The sequence below is a fragment of the Companilactobacillus nantensis DSM 16982 genome (genome assembly GCF_001435815.1).
GTDB lineage: Bacteria > Bacillota > Bacilli > Lactobacillales > Lactobacillaceae > Companilactobacillus > Companilactobacillus nantensis.
Genome location: NZ_AZFV01000029.1, coordinates 19,853 through 35,899, shown reverse-complemented (window position 1 = coordinate 35,899; position 16,047 = coordinate 19,853). Strand labels below are relative to the sequence as shown.

At 35.8% G+C, this 16,047-nt stretch carries 18 protein-coding genes and 1 pseudogene; 15 read left to right on the top strand and 4 right to left on the bottom strand.

From position 1 onward, the window contains the following. Positions 1 to 10 precede the first annotated feature (10 nt). The 6 genes and pseudogenes from FD31_RS11305 to FD31_RS11280 form a co-directional block, all read left to right on the top strand. A pseudogene (locus FD31_RS11305) lies at positions 11 to 412 on the top strand (DUF6198 family protein); the annotation flags it as partial. Between the two features lie 431 nt (positions 413 to 843). After that, on the top strand, positions 844 to 1,119 hold the full coding sequence (locus tag FD31_RS11300) for a NinB/YbcN family protein (RefSeq protein ID WP_057892886.1): 276 nt from the start codon (positions 844 to 846) through the stop codon (positions 1,117 to 1,119). Between the two features lie 172 nt (positions 1,120 to 1,291). Next, on the top strand, positions 1,292 to 2,653 hold the full coding sequence (gene gdhA / locus FD31_RS11295) for an NADP-specific glutamate dehydrogenase (RefSeq protein ID WP_057892885.1): 1,362 nt from the start codon (positions 1,292 to 1,294) through the stop codon (positions 2,651 to 2,653). A 195-nt stretch (positions 2,654 to 2,848) separates the two neighbouring features. Continuing rightward, complete coding sequence (locus tag FD31_RS11290) at positions 2,849 to 3,301, top strand: MarR family winged helix-turn-helix transcriptional regulator (RefSeq protein WP_057892884.1); 453 nt, start codon at positions 2,849 to 2,851, stop codon at positions 3,299 to 3,301. Then, complete coding sequence (locus FD31_RS11285) at positions 3,301 to 3,822, top strand: GNAT family N-acetyltransferase (protein WP_057892883.1); 522 nt, start codon at positions 3,301 to 3,303, stop codon at positions 3,820 to 3,822. The genes FD31_RS11290 and FD31_RS11285 overlap by 1 nt, the downstream gene beginning before the upstream one ends. A 1-nt stretch (position 3,823) precedes the next feature. Beyond that, positions 3,824 to 4,537: a B3/B4 domain-containing protein gene (locus FD31_RS11280; RefSeq protein ID WP_057892882.1), complete on the top strand. Its 714-nt coding sequence runs from the start codon at positions 3,824 to 3,826 to the stop codon at positions 4,535 to 4,537. Between the two features lie 96 nt (positions 4,538 to 4,633). On the opposite strand, the gene FD31_RS11275 is transcribed toward FD31_RS11280, so the two are convergent. Both FD31_RS11275 and FD31_RS11270 read right to left on the bottom strand, forming a co-directional pair. Continuing rightward, entirely contained in the window at positions 4,634 to 5,779 is a 1,146-nt protein-coding gene (locus tag FD31_RS11275; RefSeq protein WP_057892891.1) for an MFS transporter, read from the bottom strand. 160 nt (positions 5,780 to 5,939) lie between these two features. Further along, positions 5,940 to 6,695: an NUDIX hydrolase gene (locus tag FD31_RS11270; protein ID WP_083483658.1), complete on the bottom strand. Its 756-nt coding sequence runs from the start codon at positions 6,693 to 6,695 to the stop codon at positions 5,940 to 5,942. Positions 6,696 to 7,420: 725 nt separating this feature from the next. Here FD31_RS11270 and FD31_RS11265 point away from each other — a divergent pair. Further along, on the top strand, positions 7,421 to 8,041 hold the full coding sequence (locus FD31_RS11265) for a WxL domain-containing protein (RefSeq protein WP_057892881.1): 621 nt from the start codon (positions 7,421 to 7,423) through the stop codon (positions 8,039 to 8,041). A gap of 63 nt (positions 8,042 to 8,104) precedes the next feature. Continuing rightward, entirely contained in the window at positions 8,105 to 9,151 is a 1,047-nt protein-coding gene (locus FD31_RS11260) for a WxLIP family cell surface protein (protein ID WP_057892880.1), read from the top strand. A gap of 50 nt (positions 9,152 to 9,201) precedes the next feature. On the opposite strand, the gene FD31_RS11255 is transcribed toward FD31_RS11260, so the two are convergent. Next, positions 9,202 to 9,513 (bottom strand): DMT family transporter, encoded by a 312-nt coding sequence (locus tag FD31_RS11255; RefSeq protein WP_057892879.1) that lies wholly within the window; start codon positions 9,511 to 9,513, stop codon positions 9,202 to 9,204. A 377-nt stretch (positions 9,514 to 9,890) separates the two neighbouring features. Between FD31_RS11255 and FD31_RS11250 the strand changes: the two genes are divergently transcribed. The 4 genes from FD31_RS11250 to FD31_RS11235 are packed head-to-tail and all read left to right on the top strand — an operon-like array spanning position 9,891 to position 12,662. After that, complete coding sequence (locus tag FD31_RS11250; RefSeq protein ID WP_057892878.1) at positions 9,891 to 10,595, top strand: hypothetical protein; 705 nt, start codon at positions 9,891 to 9,893, stop codon at positions 10,593 to 10,595. Continuing rightward, the gene (locus FD31_RS11245) at positions 10,596 to 11,207 is read left to right on the top strand and encodes an ATP-binding cassette domain-containing protein (RefSeq protein WP_057892877.1); all 612 of its coding nucleotides are present in this window, start codon (positions 10,596 to 10,598) and stop codon (positions 11,205 to 11,207) included. Between the two features lie 12 nt (positions 11,208 to 11,219). Next, complete coding sequence (locus tag FD31_RS11240; RefSeq protein WP_057892876.1) at positions 11,220 to 12,053, top strand: DNA/RNA non-specific endonuclease; 834 nt, start codon at positions 11,220 to 11,222, stop codon at positions 12,051 to 12,053. 51 nt (positions 12,054 to 12,104) lie between these two features. Beyond that, positions 12,105 to 12,662 (top strand): sugar O-acetyltransferase, encoded by a 558-nt coding sequence (locus FD31_RS11235; protein WP_057892875.1) that lies wholly within the window; start codon positions 12,105 to 12,107, stop codon positions 12,660 to 12,662. Positions 12,663 to 12,706: 44 nt separating this feature from the next. Here FD31_RS11235 and FD31_RS11230 read toward each other — a convergent pair whose 3' ends face one another. Beyond that, entirely contained in the window at positions 12,707 to 13,750 is a 1,044-nt protein-coding gene (locus FD31_RS11230) for an alcohol dehydrogenase catalytic domain-containing protein (RefSeq protein WP_057892874.1), read from the bottom strand. Between the two features lie 173 nt (positions 13,751 to 13,923). Between FD31_RS11230 and FD31_RS11225 the strand changes: the two genes are divergently transcribed. The 3 genes from FD31_RS11225 (at position 13,924) to FD31_RS11215 (ending at position 15,975) form a co-directional block, all read left to right on the top strand. After that, on the top strand, positions 13,924 to 14,631 hold the full coding sequence (locus FD31_RS11225; protein ID WP_057892873.1) for an AzlC family ABC transporter permease: 708 nt from the start codon (positions 13,924 to 13,926) through the stop codon (positions 14,629 to 14,631). Next, positions 14,618 to 14,944 (top strand): AzlD domain-containing protein, encoded by a 327-nt coding sequence (locus FD31_RS11220; protein ID WP_057892872.1) that lies wholly within the window; start codon positions 14,618 to 14,620, stop codon positions 14,942 to 14,944. The genes FD31_RS11225 and FD31_RS11220 overlap by 14 nt, the downstream gene beginning before the upstream one ends. A gap of 80 nt (positions 14,945 to 15,024) precedes the next feature. Then, positions 15,025 to 15,975 carry a zinc-binding dehydrogenase gene (locus FD31_RS11215; RefSeq protein ID WP_057892871.1) on the top strand — a complete coding sequence of 317 codons (951 nt, stop codon included), beginning with the start codon at positions 15,025 to 15,027 and terminating at the stop codon, positions 15,973 to 15,975. The last annotated feature ends 72 nt before the right edge of the window (positions 15,976 to 16,047 follow it).

Here is a 16,047-nt window from a genome sequence, read left to right as displayed (position 1 = left end):
CTAACTTGATTATAAAATTCGCCTTAGTTATTTTGTTAATGTTTTTACTAATTTATTAAATATAGTAGGTGTACCAAGCCTACCAATTGTCATTAGAGCCATTTTGTCATGTCTCGGAGTTGTTTTCTTCTGTGTGGCAATTTCGTTGTATCAACGAGCTAATATCGTTATGCATCCTAACGATGATACGACAAATATTTTGCGCTTTTTATATTTAAAAGGAAATTCAACAGCTGCACAGATAATTGATTTCATACCACCAATCATTATCATCATAGTTGCAGGAATCGCAATTCAAAATGTCTATTCAGTCAACATCGGAACGGTTTTTTCATTTATCTTTAATGGAATTCTAATTGCGGCAGCTGATAAATGGATCTGGCCTGAGTTGAAACATAATTTTGCTTCGTGAAAACTAAGCGAATAAGTTGATTCAAGGGTGAAGTGAAAATGTAGTAATTCATGTTTCATCAAATACATGAATAATGATTTTATGAAAAGAAGAGTCATAAAAACTAGTCGGAAGAGCTACAAAAGCTTAACTGGCAGTGAAAGTGGTGTTAAGTCGAGTGATTTTCTCGACTTTACAGCACCGGGCGTGTTTGGAGACTTGCTTGCAAGGCTTCAAACCGAGGACTGAGACCTTGGCTCAGTCCGGTCCGCACAGCTAGTTAAGCTTTTGTAGCTCTGTAGACGGCATAAAAAATAATTAATTTAGTGATATTTGGCATTTAAGTGAAATTTCCAACTATTAGTTATATAATGGATACACAGGCAAAAGAGTAAACGCTTTCATAAGCTAAACCTGTGAGGTTCTAATAATTAATTAGGTGGTGTGTATTGATGAAACTAAATGACAATACTGAGGCAAAGAGAGTTTTATCGGAGCTATATACCGATATTAATAATGCAAAGGATTTAGATAAAGAGGATTACTCTAAAGATTTTGTTCTTAAAACATATAACTTATTAAATAAGAATTATTCATTCCAATACTTATTTGGTAGGTTGCGGGATGACCGTAAAGTTCGAAAGACTTTATCAGATCTTGAAAATGGTGACAAGTATATGGAACAAATTGACCAATTTGCACATAATGTTGGTTATGCCATCAATTAACAGTTGAATATAAAAAATAAAGAGAAGTATTGGGATTCAACCAAATACCTCTCTTTATTTTTGTGAACTAATATGATGTGACAAAAACTAATTTTATTAAATTTGTTATAATAATCACCGTGCAATTTATAATTAAAAAATGTAAAATAAAAACAATCAGAGTAATTTAATAATGGAGGACGATATTTTGACCAAAGCGACCGATTATTTACAACAAGTTTATGAAGTAATTAAACAAAGAGATCCACATCAAACTGAGTTTTTGGAAGCAGTTCATGACTTTTTCCAAACGATGACACCTGTATTGGAAAATCATCCGGAATATATAGATGCTAATATTCTTGAACGATTGACAGAGCCAGAACGTGTTATTCAATTCCGCGTTCCTTGGTTAGACGACGCTGGTCATGCACGTGTTAACCGTGGTTTTAGAGTTCAGTTTAATTCAGCCATCGGACCTTACAAAGGTGGTTTAAGATTACATCCATCTGTTAATTTAAGTATTGTTAAGTTTTTAGGATTCGAGCAAATTTTTAAGAATGCTTTAACCGGACTACCAATTGGTGGTGGTAAAGGTGGATCTGATTTTGACCCTAAAGGTAAGTCTGACAATGAGATAATGCGCTTTTGTCAAAGCTTTATGACTGAATTGAGCAAATACATCGGTTTAGATGTAGATGTTCCTGCCGGTGATATTGGTGTTGGTGGACGTGAAATTGGATACTTATATGGACAGTACAAGCGTCTTCGTGGTGCTGACCGCGGCGTTTTGACGGGTAAGGGTCTTAATTATGGTGGATCACTTGGCAGAACTGAAGCCACTGGTTATGGTTTGGCATATTATACCGATGAAATGTTGAAAGCTAATAATTCAAGCTTTAATGGCAAACGTGTCGCTATTTCTGGAGCTGGTAATGTTGCTATCTATGCTATTCAAAAAGTTACTGAACTAGGTGGCAAAGTAGTTACTTGTTCAGATTCAAATGGCTACGTTACTGATGAAAACGGCATAGATGTTGATACAGTTAAACAAATTAAAGAAGTAGAACGTGGACGTATTAAGGAATATGCTGAAAAAGTTACTGGAGCCAAATACCATGAAGGTTCAGTATGGGATGCTAAAGTTGCTTATGACATTGCTTTACCTTGTGCGACTCAAAATGAAATAAATGGTGATCAAGCTAAGAATATAATTGCTAATGGTGCTAAAGTAGTTGCTGAAGGGGCAAATATGCCAAGTAATCCTGAAGCTATCAAAGACTATCAAGAGGCTGGATTGTTGTATGGACCAGCTAAGGCCGCTAATGCTGGTGGGGTAGCTGTTTCGGCACTTGAAATGAGCCAAAACAGTATGCGTTTAAGTTGGTCATTTGAAGAAGTTGATAACCGTCTGAAACAAATTATGAAAGATATTTTTGATAACTCGGTTGCAGCTGCTGATGAGTATGGTGTAAGTGGTGATTACTTGAGTGGGGCCAATATTGCTGGCTTCACTAAAATTGCGGATGCAATGATTTCTCAAGGATTAGTTTAGAAAATACTTGGCATTTTTCATTTTCATATAAATATTTAAATAGAAATTTATTTTAATCTGGTATGGCTTGGTTCTTTATGTGATAGGGACCAAGCCATATTTTATTTACCTTGAAAAGGGTGTTTTTCACTATTTTTGTTGCAAATACAACAAAATGATTGTACAATATTTTTTGTTTGAAAGAGAGGCATGGTTGTGGCAGACATTTTGAGATCAATAGGTGTAATTGCACGGTCCCTTGATTCAATCAGTAATATTGAATTTAAAAAGTATGATTTAACTAAGGGACAGTATATCTACTTAGCAAGAATTTATGAACATCCAGGAATTATTCAAGAAAAAGTTGCTGAGATGATTAAGGTTGACCGCACGACGGCAGCCCGAGCAATCAAAAAGTTGGAAGATAATGAATTTATTGTCAGGAAACAATCTGAAGATAATAAAAAAGAGAAAAAATTGTATGTTACCCAAAAGGGAAAAGAAACTTATCCAATCCTTTATCGGGAAGAACATTATTCAAATGAGATTGCTTTGACCGGTTTATCGCCAACTGAAAGAAAACAGATTTTTAAACTCTTAGAAGTAGTTGAAGGTAATATCGCAGAGAATTGGGAATATGTTAAGAAGGGCAACAAACGGATTTATTGATGACGACGACAATTAGAAGATGCACTTTGGACGATTTGGAAATACTCCAGAAAGTGAGTGCTGAAACATATTTGGCAACATTCGGACAATATAATACACCGGAAAATACACAAGCATATATTCATGATGCCTATGCTTTAGATGTTTTGCGACGAGAGATGACGAATAAAAATTCAGAATTCTATTTTTTATTCGTCGATCAAGAGTTAGCAGGATATTTAAAAGTTAATATTTTGGATGCTCAAAGTGAACCGCTTGATGACAGTTTTATGGAGATCCAACGGATTTATATTCGAGTACCATTTAAACGTATGGGACTAGGAAAAGTCCTAATGGAATTTGCCATCGAACGCGCTAAGGCATTCAAAAAACCACATGTTTGGTTAGGAGTTTGGGAAAAGAATTTCCCGGCTCAAAAGTTTTATCAGTCAATGGGGTTTGAGCATTACAGTTCACATAAGTTTGTTATGGGAACCTCAACGCAGACGGATTATATTTTAAAAAAGGAATTGGAAAAGTAAAATGACAAAAGTAATTGTAGACGAAAAATTTTGGGAGTTATTTCCTGATGCACAAATTAGCACTTTAGTAATTCACAACATTGATAACCATGTTGATGAAAAGGATGATCCATATTTTGCTAAATTATTAAGTGATGCCGCAAAAGAATCAGAAAAATTTATTACTAACGAATCATTCAAGGACAATGAAGTTGTTGATGAATGGCGTCAAGCATTCCGTCAATTTAAGACTAAAAAGGGTGCTCGTGGTTCAATCGAAGCTTTATTGAATCGGGTTAGCCAAGGTCGTGAATTTTCACCAATCAACCCATTAGTTGATATTTATAACAGTATTTCTCTTAAATACGGTGTTCCTTGTGGTGGTGAAAACCTCAACGCTTTTGATGGTGACATGCACTTGGGTGAAGCTAAGGGTGGCGAAGGTTTCAAACCACTTGGTGCAACTGAAGATTCACCAGCACTTCCTGGAGAAGTTATTTATTACGATAATTCAGGAGCAATTTGCCGTTGCTTTAACTGGCGGGAAGCACAAAGAACTATGTTGACAGAAGATACAACTGACTCTGTCTTAGTTATTGAAGCAATTAATGAAAATCAAGCTAAGCGTGCTAATGAGGCTATCGTTGAATTAAAAGACTTGATTGAGAAATACTTTAAGGTTGATGGACGTATCGAACATTTGAATAAAGATCATCCTGAAACAGCCGCTCTATAATTAATAAAATAATGAAATTCAAAAAGGTATCTGTGAGAAATTTTATCGTCTCTCACAGATACCTTTTTTTGCGGTTAATTTTATATTTGGAAGTTATTATTGACGATCAGTATCAACCATACCAAATGTAAGAACTAAAATTCCAATGACTAAAGCCAAAATGAAGTAGAAAAAGATCATTGTAGTATTGATTCCGATTCCTAATGAGAAGCCAATCAAGTAAGGTCCAATAGTAGCACCAATTCGACCGATAGCTTGTGTGAAGCCAATTCCCATACCACGTAGTTCAATTGGATATTGTGTTGGTGTTAGAGCAATCATGATTCCCCAAGCACCAAGTGTGAAGAATGATAAGAGTGAACCACTGAAAAGAACCATGGCTTCTGTTTGTGCTGTACCAAAAAGAAATGCTCCGATGATTGTTCCAATAATGTAAATTGCGAGAACTTTTTTACGACTAAGTTTACCCATCAAGTAAGCGGCTAAAAAGTAACCAGGTAGTTGAGCAAAACTTGTGATAAGTGTATATAAAAAGCTCCGAGAGATCGATAAGTTACGTTGAATCAAAATACTAGGTAACCAAAGGAAGAGTCCGTAATAAACGAACATGATGACAAACCAAAGGATACTTAGACAAAGCGTTTGTCGACGAAATTCTTTGGACCAAATCTTATTTAGAGCAATTCCAAGATTTAATTTATCGTTTTTAACATTAGTTTCTGCAGGTAAATGATGACGGAGGACTAATGTGTATAGAGCTGTCAGTGAAGTAATAATAACAGTAAATTTCCAACCATAAGCTGGCATAACTAAAGTTGACAAGAGGGATGCAAAAATCCAACCAATTGCCCAGAAACTGTCAACTAAAATAAGCATTTTGGATCGTCTATGACCTGAGAATGAGTCTGCAATAATTGTTGATGCAACTGGTAATTCACCACCCAAACCAATACCTGTGATGAAACGAATTAAAAGAAATTGATTTACGTTAGTGGTCATTGCTAGTAATAAATTACTAATTGAAAAAACTAGCAATGTAATCATCATAATATTTTTCTTACCAAAACGATCGGCTAAGTAACCAAAGAGAAAGGCACCAATCATCATACCAACAGTCGTGATTGAGCCAACTAAACCAATTTGACCGGCAGTTAAATGCCATTCCTGCTTGATCAATGGCATGATAAAGGATAACAACGCTACGTCAGCAGCATCGAATAACCAAGCTGTCCCAATAACCATTAACAGTTTGAGACCGCCTTTTTGAGTTGTTTCGATTTTTTGTGAATCCAAAACTTACCTCCATAATTTATAAAGATTATTACTATTTTTATTAAAGGTAAAAATTACCTTAAATAGCACAAAAGAAAGACTATCATTAGTCTTTTCAGGGGTCAAGTTATCAGCGCAGTTTGTAAAGTTTTGCTGGACGACCACTTTTTCCGTGTTCCATACCTATTTCAGTAAAAAGATGGGCATGTGTCTTACGAAAGTTCGAGTTATCAATGTTTGTCGAAGGTTCTTTCCAAAAAGTAGCATAAACTTCTCGGGCTTGTTTGAGTGTAAAACTGTCACCAAGAATCAATAAGATTGTTGGTAAATAATCAAGACGATTTGTAATCCTTTGGAAAGCCAAGCGAAGAATTAAAGCGTGATCGGCAGCTAAATGCTTGTTATCATGGGAATTCTCGATATTGTTATAAAATTCACTTTCCGATATTTTGTCACTTAAAGTTTGAAATTTTAAATTTTGATAACTTAAAGAATACTGTTCAGGTTGGTAATCAACACTAAACCATTTGACATCCTTAGCACCATAACCAGCTGTTAAATCAGGCATTGAAGGTAAGTAAGTCATGTAAGAAAGGGCAATTTCACGATGATCACTAATACGCTGAACATTACTAAATGTAGCTAGCTGTTCAGTATAGAAATCAGGCAGTTCAATCCCGATTTTTTCACGGATCAAACGTAAAGAAGCATCCTCGGCATTTTCATCAGCTCGCAAAATAGTGGCAGGCAAACCCCAACGGTCAGCATCAATACCAAGAGAATTTTTGACTAATAGTACTAAAACTTTTTTAGTTTCAGCATTAAAACTCCAAATAATATTAACGACATTGATAATTAAGTCATTTTTCAAATTTGTATCCGACATATTAAATGACACCCTCTAATTATTATTACTACTCGAGAAAGAATGGCTTTTTAGGGATACCGCCTCCAGGTGTGGGAATATTCATCTGCTGTGGGACCGATTCGAGCCAAGGTCTCGAATCTCGATTTTGAGCTTTACGAAAACCACGTAAATCTCAAAATACGTCCGTGGAGTAAGAACGGGAAACCACCGCCCTAACTCCACCTTCACGGCTGATTAATATTCCCACACCTTCCGGCTAGTTATATTTTCTTAGTTGATTGTTCAAATTAAATTGTTAAATAATTTGATGAAAATATTACTAATACATTAGCCTTCAGTCACACAAAATTTTTGGCAGCAGTGGAGGTGGCGTTATGGCTTTAGCCATTACACCACGGGACGAGTTTTGAAATTCGCGGTCCTTGCGAAGTTCAAAATCGAGACCTGAGACCTTGGCTCAGGCCGGTCCCCACAGCAGCCAAAATTTTGTGTGACTGAAGGCGGAACCCTTAAACAACAAACCATCTCGAGCAATATATTGATTCTATTATAATTTACTTTTCGTACACTGGCAGTCTTATATTTGATTCATGATTAAATTGATTCTATAACATGCACTAGAGATTGAGAAATCTCGATAGATAGCAATAATAGTCATTCCCTAGAGTCTTGGACAACCGGCTATCTAGCAATTAGGCTCTGATTCATATCGATTTAAATATCGGATATGGGGGAAATATATCATGAAACAAATTTTAAAAAATAGTCTATTAGTAAGTGCAGCTTTTCTAGGACTTGGGTCGTTAGGTCTCGGGGGTTATGTTGCTAAGGCTGCTACTACAACAACTACAACGCCAACTGCTTCCACGACACCAGCTACGGCTTCGGCCACGTTGACGCCAGGAACAATTACAATTAAATCTGCACCAAGTATCTCATTTGGTACAGTTGATTCAAGCGCTGACGATACAAGTTATGCATCACTTAAGTTTTCAAACGGTTTGCAAATTGCTAACCCTGGTGAACCAACAGGTTGGACGGTCTCACTTTCTGACACGCCATTTACTGATGGGACAACAGGTGGAGCAACTTTGAAGGGTGCTTCATTGGCACTCGATGATTCCGATGCAACTCCTGTGAAAGCTGATGATACTGATAACGTTTCTACAGCACCTAAATTCACATCTTCAGCAACTATTTCATCGGCTCCAGTTACAATTTTGGATGCCGCAGCAGGTGAAGGTGTTGGTTCCTTTACTACTAGCTATAACGGCGGGGATGCCACATTAAAGGTACCAGCTGGTAATATTGGTGGTTCATATACATCACAATTGTCTTGGACATTAACAAATGCACCATCATAAAAATTGAATAAAGGAGAGGTATATTAATCAATATGCCGCTCTTTTTTTCTAAGAGGTAATCTTATGAAAAAATATCTGACAGTTCTTTTAACATTAATGGCAAGTATCCTCTTGGCTTTTACTGTCAATCAAAAAACGACGTTGGCAGCAACGACGACGGGTGGCGTTAATTACAGTATTTCGCCCGAATTACCTGATAATCAAGCTGCTAAAAATATCGGTTATTATGATTTGAAGTTAACACCAGGTCAAAAGGAAACCATTAAATTTAAAATTAATAATACTGACGGTAAAAATCATACTTACAAAGTTTCTATTAATCGTGCAGCAACTGATATTAATGGTGTGATTGATTACAATGATCACGGCGTACAACCTGATAGTGATTTACAATATGATATTGAGAAGCTCGTAACATATCCGAAAGAGGTTGCCGTAGCTCCGAAATCCTCCAAAGAAGTAAGTATTGATCTAACTGCTCCGAAGGGTGATATCACAGGTGAATTACTTGGTGGTATTTTCGTTCAAGAAAATAATCAAATTAACAATGACGAAAAACTACCTAAAGGCGTCACTTTAAGAAATCAATACAACTATGTATTAGGTCTCCAAATTCAAACAAATACTAATCCTGTTAAACCAGATGTTAAATTAGTTAAAGCTTTTGAAACTGATAATAATGGTCAAATTTCCGTCGATGCTAAATTGGATAATGATGTACCAACTTTGGAAAAACAAGTTTCTGTCGATGCCAAAGTAACACCACGGAATGGCTCGAAAGTACTTTTGAAATCATATAAAGAAAAGATGCCAATGGCTCCCAACAGCTATTTCGATTATCCGACTAACGTTAATTCTGTTACCGGACCAAGCAAGAATAAGCGCTTAAAGCCCGGTAAGTATACAATGTATGTTGATGTTAAAGCTAATAATGGACAAAACCATTGGAATTTGAAACGTAACTTTACTGTAACCAACAAAGAGATTGCCAAGATTAATCACAAGAATCCAAATCGTTCAATGGATCTCTGGATCATTCTAGGCGTCATCTTAGCTCTATTGATTGCTGCCGGTTTCGTTATCAAACGTTATCGCAAAAATCGTAAATAAGTAACAAAATAACCCCCAATTCATCATGTGTGAACTGGAGGTTATTTTTGTTAAAAAACATTGATTAAAACGGTGCCGAAAACAACTAAGATGAGTCCAGCAATTGAAGCCATCGAAATGGATTCATGATAAAAAACTATTCCTGCAATAGTCACGAGTATCAATCCCACGCTACCCCAAGTTGCATAAGTTAAACTTAATGGCAAACGTTTTAAGACGTGGGAGAGGACAAAGAGACAGATAAAGTATGATGCCAACGTACCCAGCGTCGGCCAGAGATTAGTAAATCCGTCTGTCTTCTTTAAAAGTGAAGTTCCAAGAACTTCAAAACCGATTGATACTAACAGTAATAAGTAGTTCATAGGCTTTACCCCGTAAATTTTTTCTCTCAATAGCATACACGTTTTTTATTTAGAAGACAGCAATTGTTACTCAAATGAAATGATTTTTAAATCAATTTGCAATAATCAGAGATTTGATATTTTTTTATGCTTGAAAGCTAATTGACACTTTGATTAAAATATATTAATTTTTACTAATGTCTCGTGTTGTATCAGTTAAATTCTTGTTTCTTTCGGCTAGTTTATTCGTTGTTCTTTACTTCTCAATTATTAGAATAGCAAGACTTATAGTTCATTTTACGATTCCCTAGGCGACATAACTATTACAACACATAATGTAAAAAATATGCCTTCTCCAGAACTGAGAAATGGCATACACAATAATTAGGGAGAATTGGATGTTTGAAAATGATTGGGCTATTTTGAAAGTCCAAATACGTATCGCCCTGAAAGAACGTTTTTATTTTATTTATACGCTAATTGTGCCAATTTTTATGGTTTTTATTAATAAAAATCAAGACCTTCAAGATAATGAATCACTGTATATTTATTGGTCATACATCGTTGTAACGACCGTTTTTAATGGCTTTTTAATCAACTTAATTCGATTACGTGAGGGTGGATTCTTTAAAACTTTGACCTACTTAATGGGATCACGTCATTCAATTGTTTTAGCAAATCTACTCGTACAGTTTTTTGTTATTCAATTGGAAATTTTCCTGTTTAATTTAGTTGTGACAATATTTATAACCCATGTTTCAGCAATCACTTTTTTGTACGGTTTTCTAGTTTCCTTTCTGGCGGCATTACTGTGTTCAGCCATGATGTCAGGATTATTACTGTTAAGAATGAAACAAGTTTACTTTAATTTGTTAATTAGTTGTTTTTTTATTTTAGGTATCGGTTTATTAGGGATTCGACCACATGGAATTTTAAATTACGTGTTAACGATGATCAATCCGTTCCAATTAATTTATGGACTCTATGTCGTGCATTGTACTTCAGGGTTTTACATTATATTTATTAGTCTCTGTGTCGTGGGATATTTAATAATGGGAGGACTGATTTTTCGGAATATTTCCGTTAAAAATCGTTTGAAATAAATGAAGATTGAAAATTTTAGTTACCGATATAAAAAGCAATTTTTATTTGAGAAGGTTGATTTCTATTTCGAGGATTGTCAGGTAAACTTTATTTTGGGTGCCAAGGGGATCGGTAAAACGACTTTATTGGATCAAATTGTCAAACGCAAGCGTAATGACCATTTTATTGGCTTTCCAAATGTTAAAAAAATTGCTTACTTAGCACAAGAAAATGAGTTTCGGGTAGGATTAACAGTCCGAGAAATTATCAATTTTATTTATGATTTGAATAAAGTTTTGGATTTAGAAATGCCACCGGAGATTACAAAATTATTAGATTGTAGTTTTAATGATTTAACGAAAGATGAACATAAATTAGTCCTGATTTATATTAATTTATTGGTTGATAAAGAATTATATTTGTTTGATGAACCAGGTGCTGGGATTGATTTGAGCTGTTCAAAGATGGTCTTTGGTTGGTTCCGCGAACTAGCAGAATTAGATAAAACAGTCATTGTTACAACTAGTAGATTGGATAATATTTACGACATTGATAATGTTAATTATATAAAAAATACACAAGAAATTATTGCTGATAATTACTTAAAAATTAAAGCTCGAATGGCTTTTTAGGGGGAAATGAGAATGCGGAAAAACCTTTGGTTAGTACTGTTAATGCCACTTATTTTAGCGGGATGTTCGACGACAAGCAGTACAACTAGTCAGGCGAAAACGAACACTGCGGTTCAAGAATCAAAAGTAACGGCCAAACAAATTAGTAACTGGACGTATAAATCAGGTGAAAAGTCAGTTAAGATTTTGAATAACGACAAGCCCAATGAAATTAAGAAAACTGATTTTAATCAATCACATATTGATTATGAGGGTTTGGATAATTTGAATCGGACGAAAACGGCAACAGCTTATTTAATGCGTAACAATTTGGGTAGGTCAAATACTCGAACAGAACAAGTTTGGCGACCAACTGGTTGGCATAATCAACCTAAATACGTCAATGGGACAAGGGTCATTGCGCAAAATCGTGGTCATTTGATTGCCTATACGATGACGTTTAATTTGGATAAATCGGGTCAAACAGCTCAAGGTGAATTGGGTAGTATTGATAATCCTTACAACTTATTTACACAGACTGAATTTTCGAATCAGAAGACGATGACACAAATCGAACAAAAAGTTCGAGATTCACTTGCTCAAAATAAAAAAGTGATTTATCGTGTAACGCCAATCTTTCGAGGACGGGAACTGATGGCACGTGGGGTCTGGGTACAGGGTCTTTCAACTGATGGCAGTTTACAATTCAATCGTTATTTATGGAATGTTCAAGATAAAATTAAATTTGATTACGCAACGGGAAGATCAACGGTAGATACTAGTTGGCGTGTACCGGCAGTGGCTAATTATCAGTCCAAGTATCATCATAATTATCAAAAATCCCACTATAATCAACGTAGTAATTAGATTGACCTTGAGTTTACTCTAAGTGTTAAAGTAATATTTGAGGTGAAATGTATGCGTGAGATAGATAAATTGGACAATGGTGATTGGTATTATTTCTTGGATGATGAAGTAGCCCAGAGAAAAGCTAATGCTGCTAAACTTTGCCAGGAATTTAATGAAATTCCAGCAACAGAGCCTGATAAACAAACACAAAAGATTAAAGAAATCTTTGGCTCATACGGTAAAAATATTTCCGTTCAAAGTCGCTTTAATTGTGATAATGGTAAGAATATCCATGTGGGTAATGACTTTTTGAGTAATTATAATTTGACGATTCTTGATATTGCCCCAGTTAATATCGGTAATAATGTCATGATTGGACCAAATGTTGATATTTATACAGTTAATCATCCAATGACTGCTCAAGGTCGTCGTGAATATATGGCTAAGGGTTTTCCAGTGACAATCGGTAACGATGTTTGGATTGGTGGAAAAGTTTCCATCATGCCTGGTGTAACGATTGGAAATAATGTCGTGATTGCTGCAGGGGCAGTGGTTACGAAAGATGTTCCTGATAATAGCTTGGTTGGTGGAGTTCCAGCTAAAGTAATTAAAAAATTAGACAAATAAAAAGGCTGATGTCATTTAGGCATCAGCTTTTTTTCAACTATTCATTAATCACTAACAACAACTAAGGCTTTAATAACCTTACGGTCAGTCATTTCTTGATAAGCATCATTGATTTGATCAAGTGTAAAACTCTTTGTGAATACTAGTCCAGGGTTGATTTCACCATCTAGGACAGCTTTCAACAAACGTGCTTTATCATAAGTTGTGACAGAAGCAGGGCCACCACCGAGGATAATATTTTGACCGAAGGATGTTGAAACATCCATCTTACCGGTATGTGGCAAACCAACACGTCCAACGATTGAACCTGGGCGACCAACTTTCATGGCTGTTTCAGTTGATAATTCAGTTCCGACACATTCCAAAACAGCGTCAGCACCTTCATTATTTGTCAAAGCTAAAATCTTTTTAACACCTTCATCGCCACGTTCAGCAACGTTATCAGTGGCACCAAATTTCTTAGCTAATGCTTCGCGGTCAGGGTGACGACTTGTTGAGATAATCTTTGTTGCACCCATCATTTTAGCGGCAATAACTCCACATTGACCAACGGCTCCATCGCCCATTACGACAACTGTATCACCAGGTTTTACTTCAGCAACACGAGCAGCGTGGTAACCAGTAGCCATAACGTCAGCTAAAGTTAATAGTGATTTGAGCATACCTTCAGAATAATCACTAGGTTTGCCAGGAACCTTAACTAAAGCCCATTGACCATGTTGGAAACGAATGTATTCAGCTTGGTTCCCATTACTAAAGTTATCTTTGTGAGATTGACAGTCACCATCGAAACCGGCACTACAGGCTTTACAATAGCCACATCCGTGAGTAAATGGAGCAATGACGAAGTCCCCAGGTTTAACAGTTGTGATTTCAGAACCGACTTCTTCAACAATCCCGATAGCTTCATGACCAGAGTTCTCAGAATTTTCAGCTTTATCTTCTAGACCACGGTAAGCCCAAAGGTCAGAACCACAAACACAAGCACGGATAACTTTGATAATGACGTCGTCAGCGGCTTGAATGGTTGGTTTTTCAACATCCTCAAGTTTCATTTGACCAACTTTTTCAAAAATTGCTTTCTTCATACAAAAACCTCTCCTCTTAGTATTAATAATTAAATTATAACTACTATTATCGGAAAAGTAACCGGTTACCAGATAAATATGGTTATTTTCCACGTTTAAAAATTTTCCTGGCTTAATTGACATTTAACATAATTAAAATTATTATAATGTTTTACACTAAAGGGGGAGAGACTATGGATGACAGCTTGAGTGTTGAGACTGCTGTTAAAGATACCTTGCCAACAGTATTCGGTTACATTGGAATCGGTATATCATTTGGAATTGTGGCCGCTTCGGCAGGGATGAGTGTTTTGATGGCAACCTTGATGTCATTAATTGTTTATGCGGGATCAGCACAATTTATTTTAGTTAGTTTATTGGCGATTGGGACGCCGATAGTTTCGATTGTTTTATCAGTTTTTCTTGTTAATTCAAGAATGATTTTGATGAGTATGACGACAGCTAATTTCTTTAAGAAAAATTCCATTTTTGAAAATATTTTGATTGGTAGTTTGATTACTGATGAAAGTTTTGCTTTGAGTATGAATAAGTTAAATTATACCGATGGCAAGTTAAGTTTTAAGTGGTTTAACACAGTTAATGTGATGGCTTACTTAGTTTGGGCTGCTTCAACGATGGTAGGAGCTATGTTGGGTAAGGTCATTAGTAACCCTGAGAAATTAGGCTTAGATTTTGCTTTAGTAGCGATGTTTATTGGACTGCTTTACTTGCAATTGATCAGTGACAAGACGATTTCATTAAAAGTACAATTGATTGTCGTAGCGGCAATGTTGCCATTAGTTTATTTTGGACTAATTTTTATTTCGAGTGATTTATTAATTTTGGTCGTAACATTAATCGGCTGTGGGTTAGGGGTGATTTTGAAACATGCCATCAACTAAATTTGTTTTATGGACGCTAGTAGCCTGTGGCTTGGTAACGTGGTTATCAAGAATTTTACCGTTTGTGTTGTTGAAGAAATTTAATTTACCCGCTAAAGTTGTTGAATTTCTCAGTTTCGTACCTATTACAATCATGGCGGCGTTATGGTTTGAAAATCTTTTTAAGCAAAATCTTGGTCAGCTGCCAACGATTGATTACGCTAATTTAATTGCTTCAGTACCAACAGTTTTGACTGCAATTTTAACGAAAAAATTATTATTAATTGTTATTGTGGGAATTATTTCCTTGGCTTTAGTTCGATTAGCTATTTAAAAATATCTGAAAGTGATTTCAGGTATTTTTTTTGTGCCTGTAATATACTTGACTGAGTTAATATAATGGGAGGCAAACCGATGAAAGCAGTTGTGGTTGAAAAAGCTGGAGGACCAGAGGTTTTAGAGTATAGGGAAGTACCAACTCCACAAGTGAAACCTGGTTGGTCATTAGTTCAGGTCAAAGGTTTTGGTATTAATCATTCGGAGATTTTTACACGTGATGGTGAATCTCCTAGTGTTAAGTTTCCACGTATTTTAGGCATTGAATGTGTTGGAATAGTTGCCGAAAGTACTTCTGATCAATTAAAAAAGGGTCAAAAGGTTATTTCGATTATGGGTGAAATGGGGCGTGCATTCGATGGTTCATACGCCGAGTATGTACTTTTACCAAATGAACAAATCTATCCTGTGGAAACAAAACTCGATTGGGCTGATTTGGCAGCTGTTCCGGAAACCTTCTATACGGCATTTGGTTCCTTAAAGACGATGGATTTACAAGCAACGGATACCGTAATGATTCGGTCTGGTGCTAGTGGTGTCGGTATAGCGGCGTTACATTTAATCAAAGCTAAATACCCACACATTAAAGTTACGGGTTCTGTTCGAAATCTTGCTAAGAAACAAGTGTTAATTAATGCTGGTTACGATTTTGCAATCGAAGATCGAAATAATCAGCTAATTACGTCTGAAAAATACGATAAAGTTTTGGAGCTAGTTGGCCCTAAGACTTTACGAGATACTTTCAATCATGTAAATCCATTTGGAATTGTCTGCAACACAGGTGAATTAGGTGGTCAGTGGACTATGGATGATTTTGACCCAATTGCTGATATTCATGAAGGAGCTTATTTAACATCGTTGTCGTCAGGTGAGGTTACGAGTGCTAAGCTCAATGAAATGTTGGATTATATTCGTCAATATAACGTTGCCGTAGCGCCGACTAAAGTATACAAATTAAATCAAGTTAGAGAAGCACACGAGTATCTGGAGAGTGGACATAATTTAGGAAAAGTCGTTGTCATAATTTAAAATAAAAGATTTATTATAATTTGAATTCATTTTAATTTTCCTTTCTGATAGAATGCTAAAGTATTAGGTTAG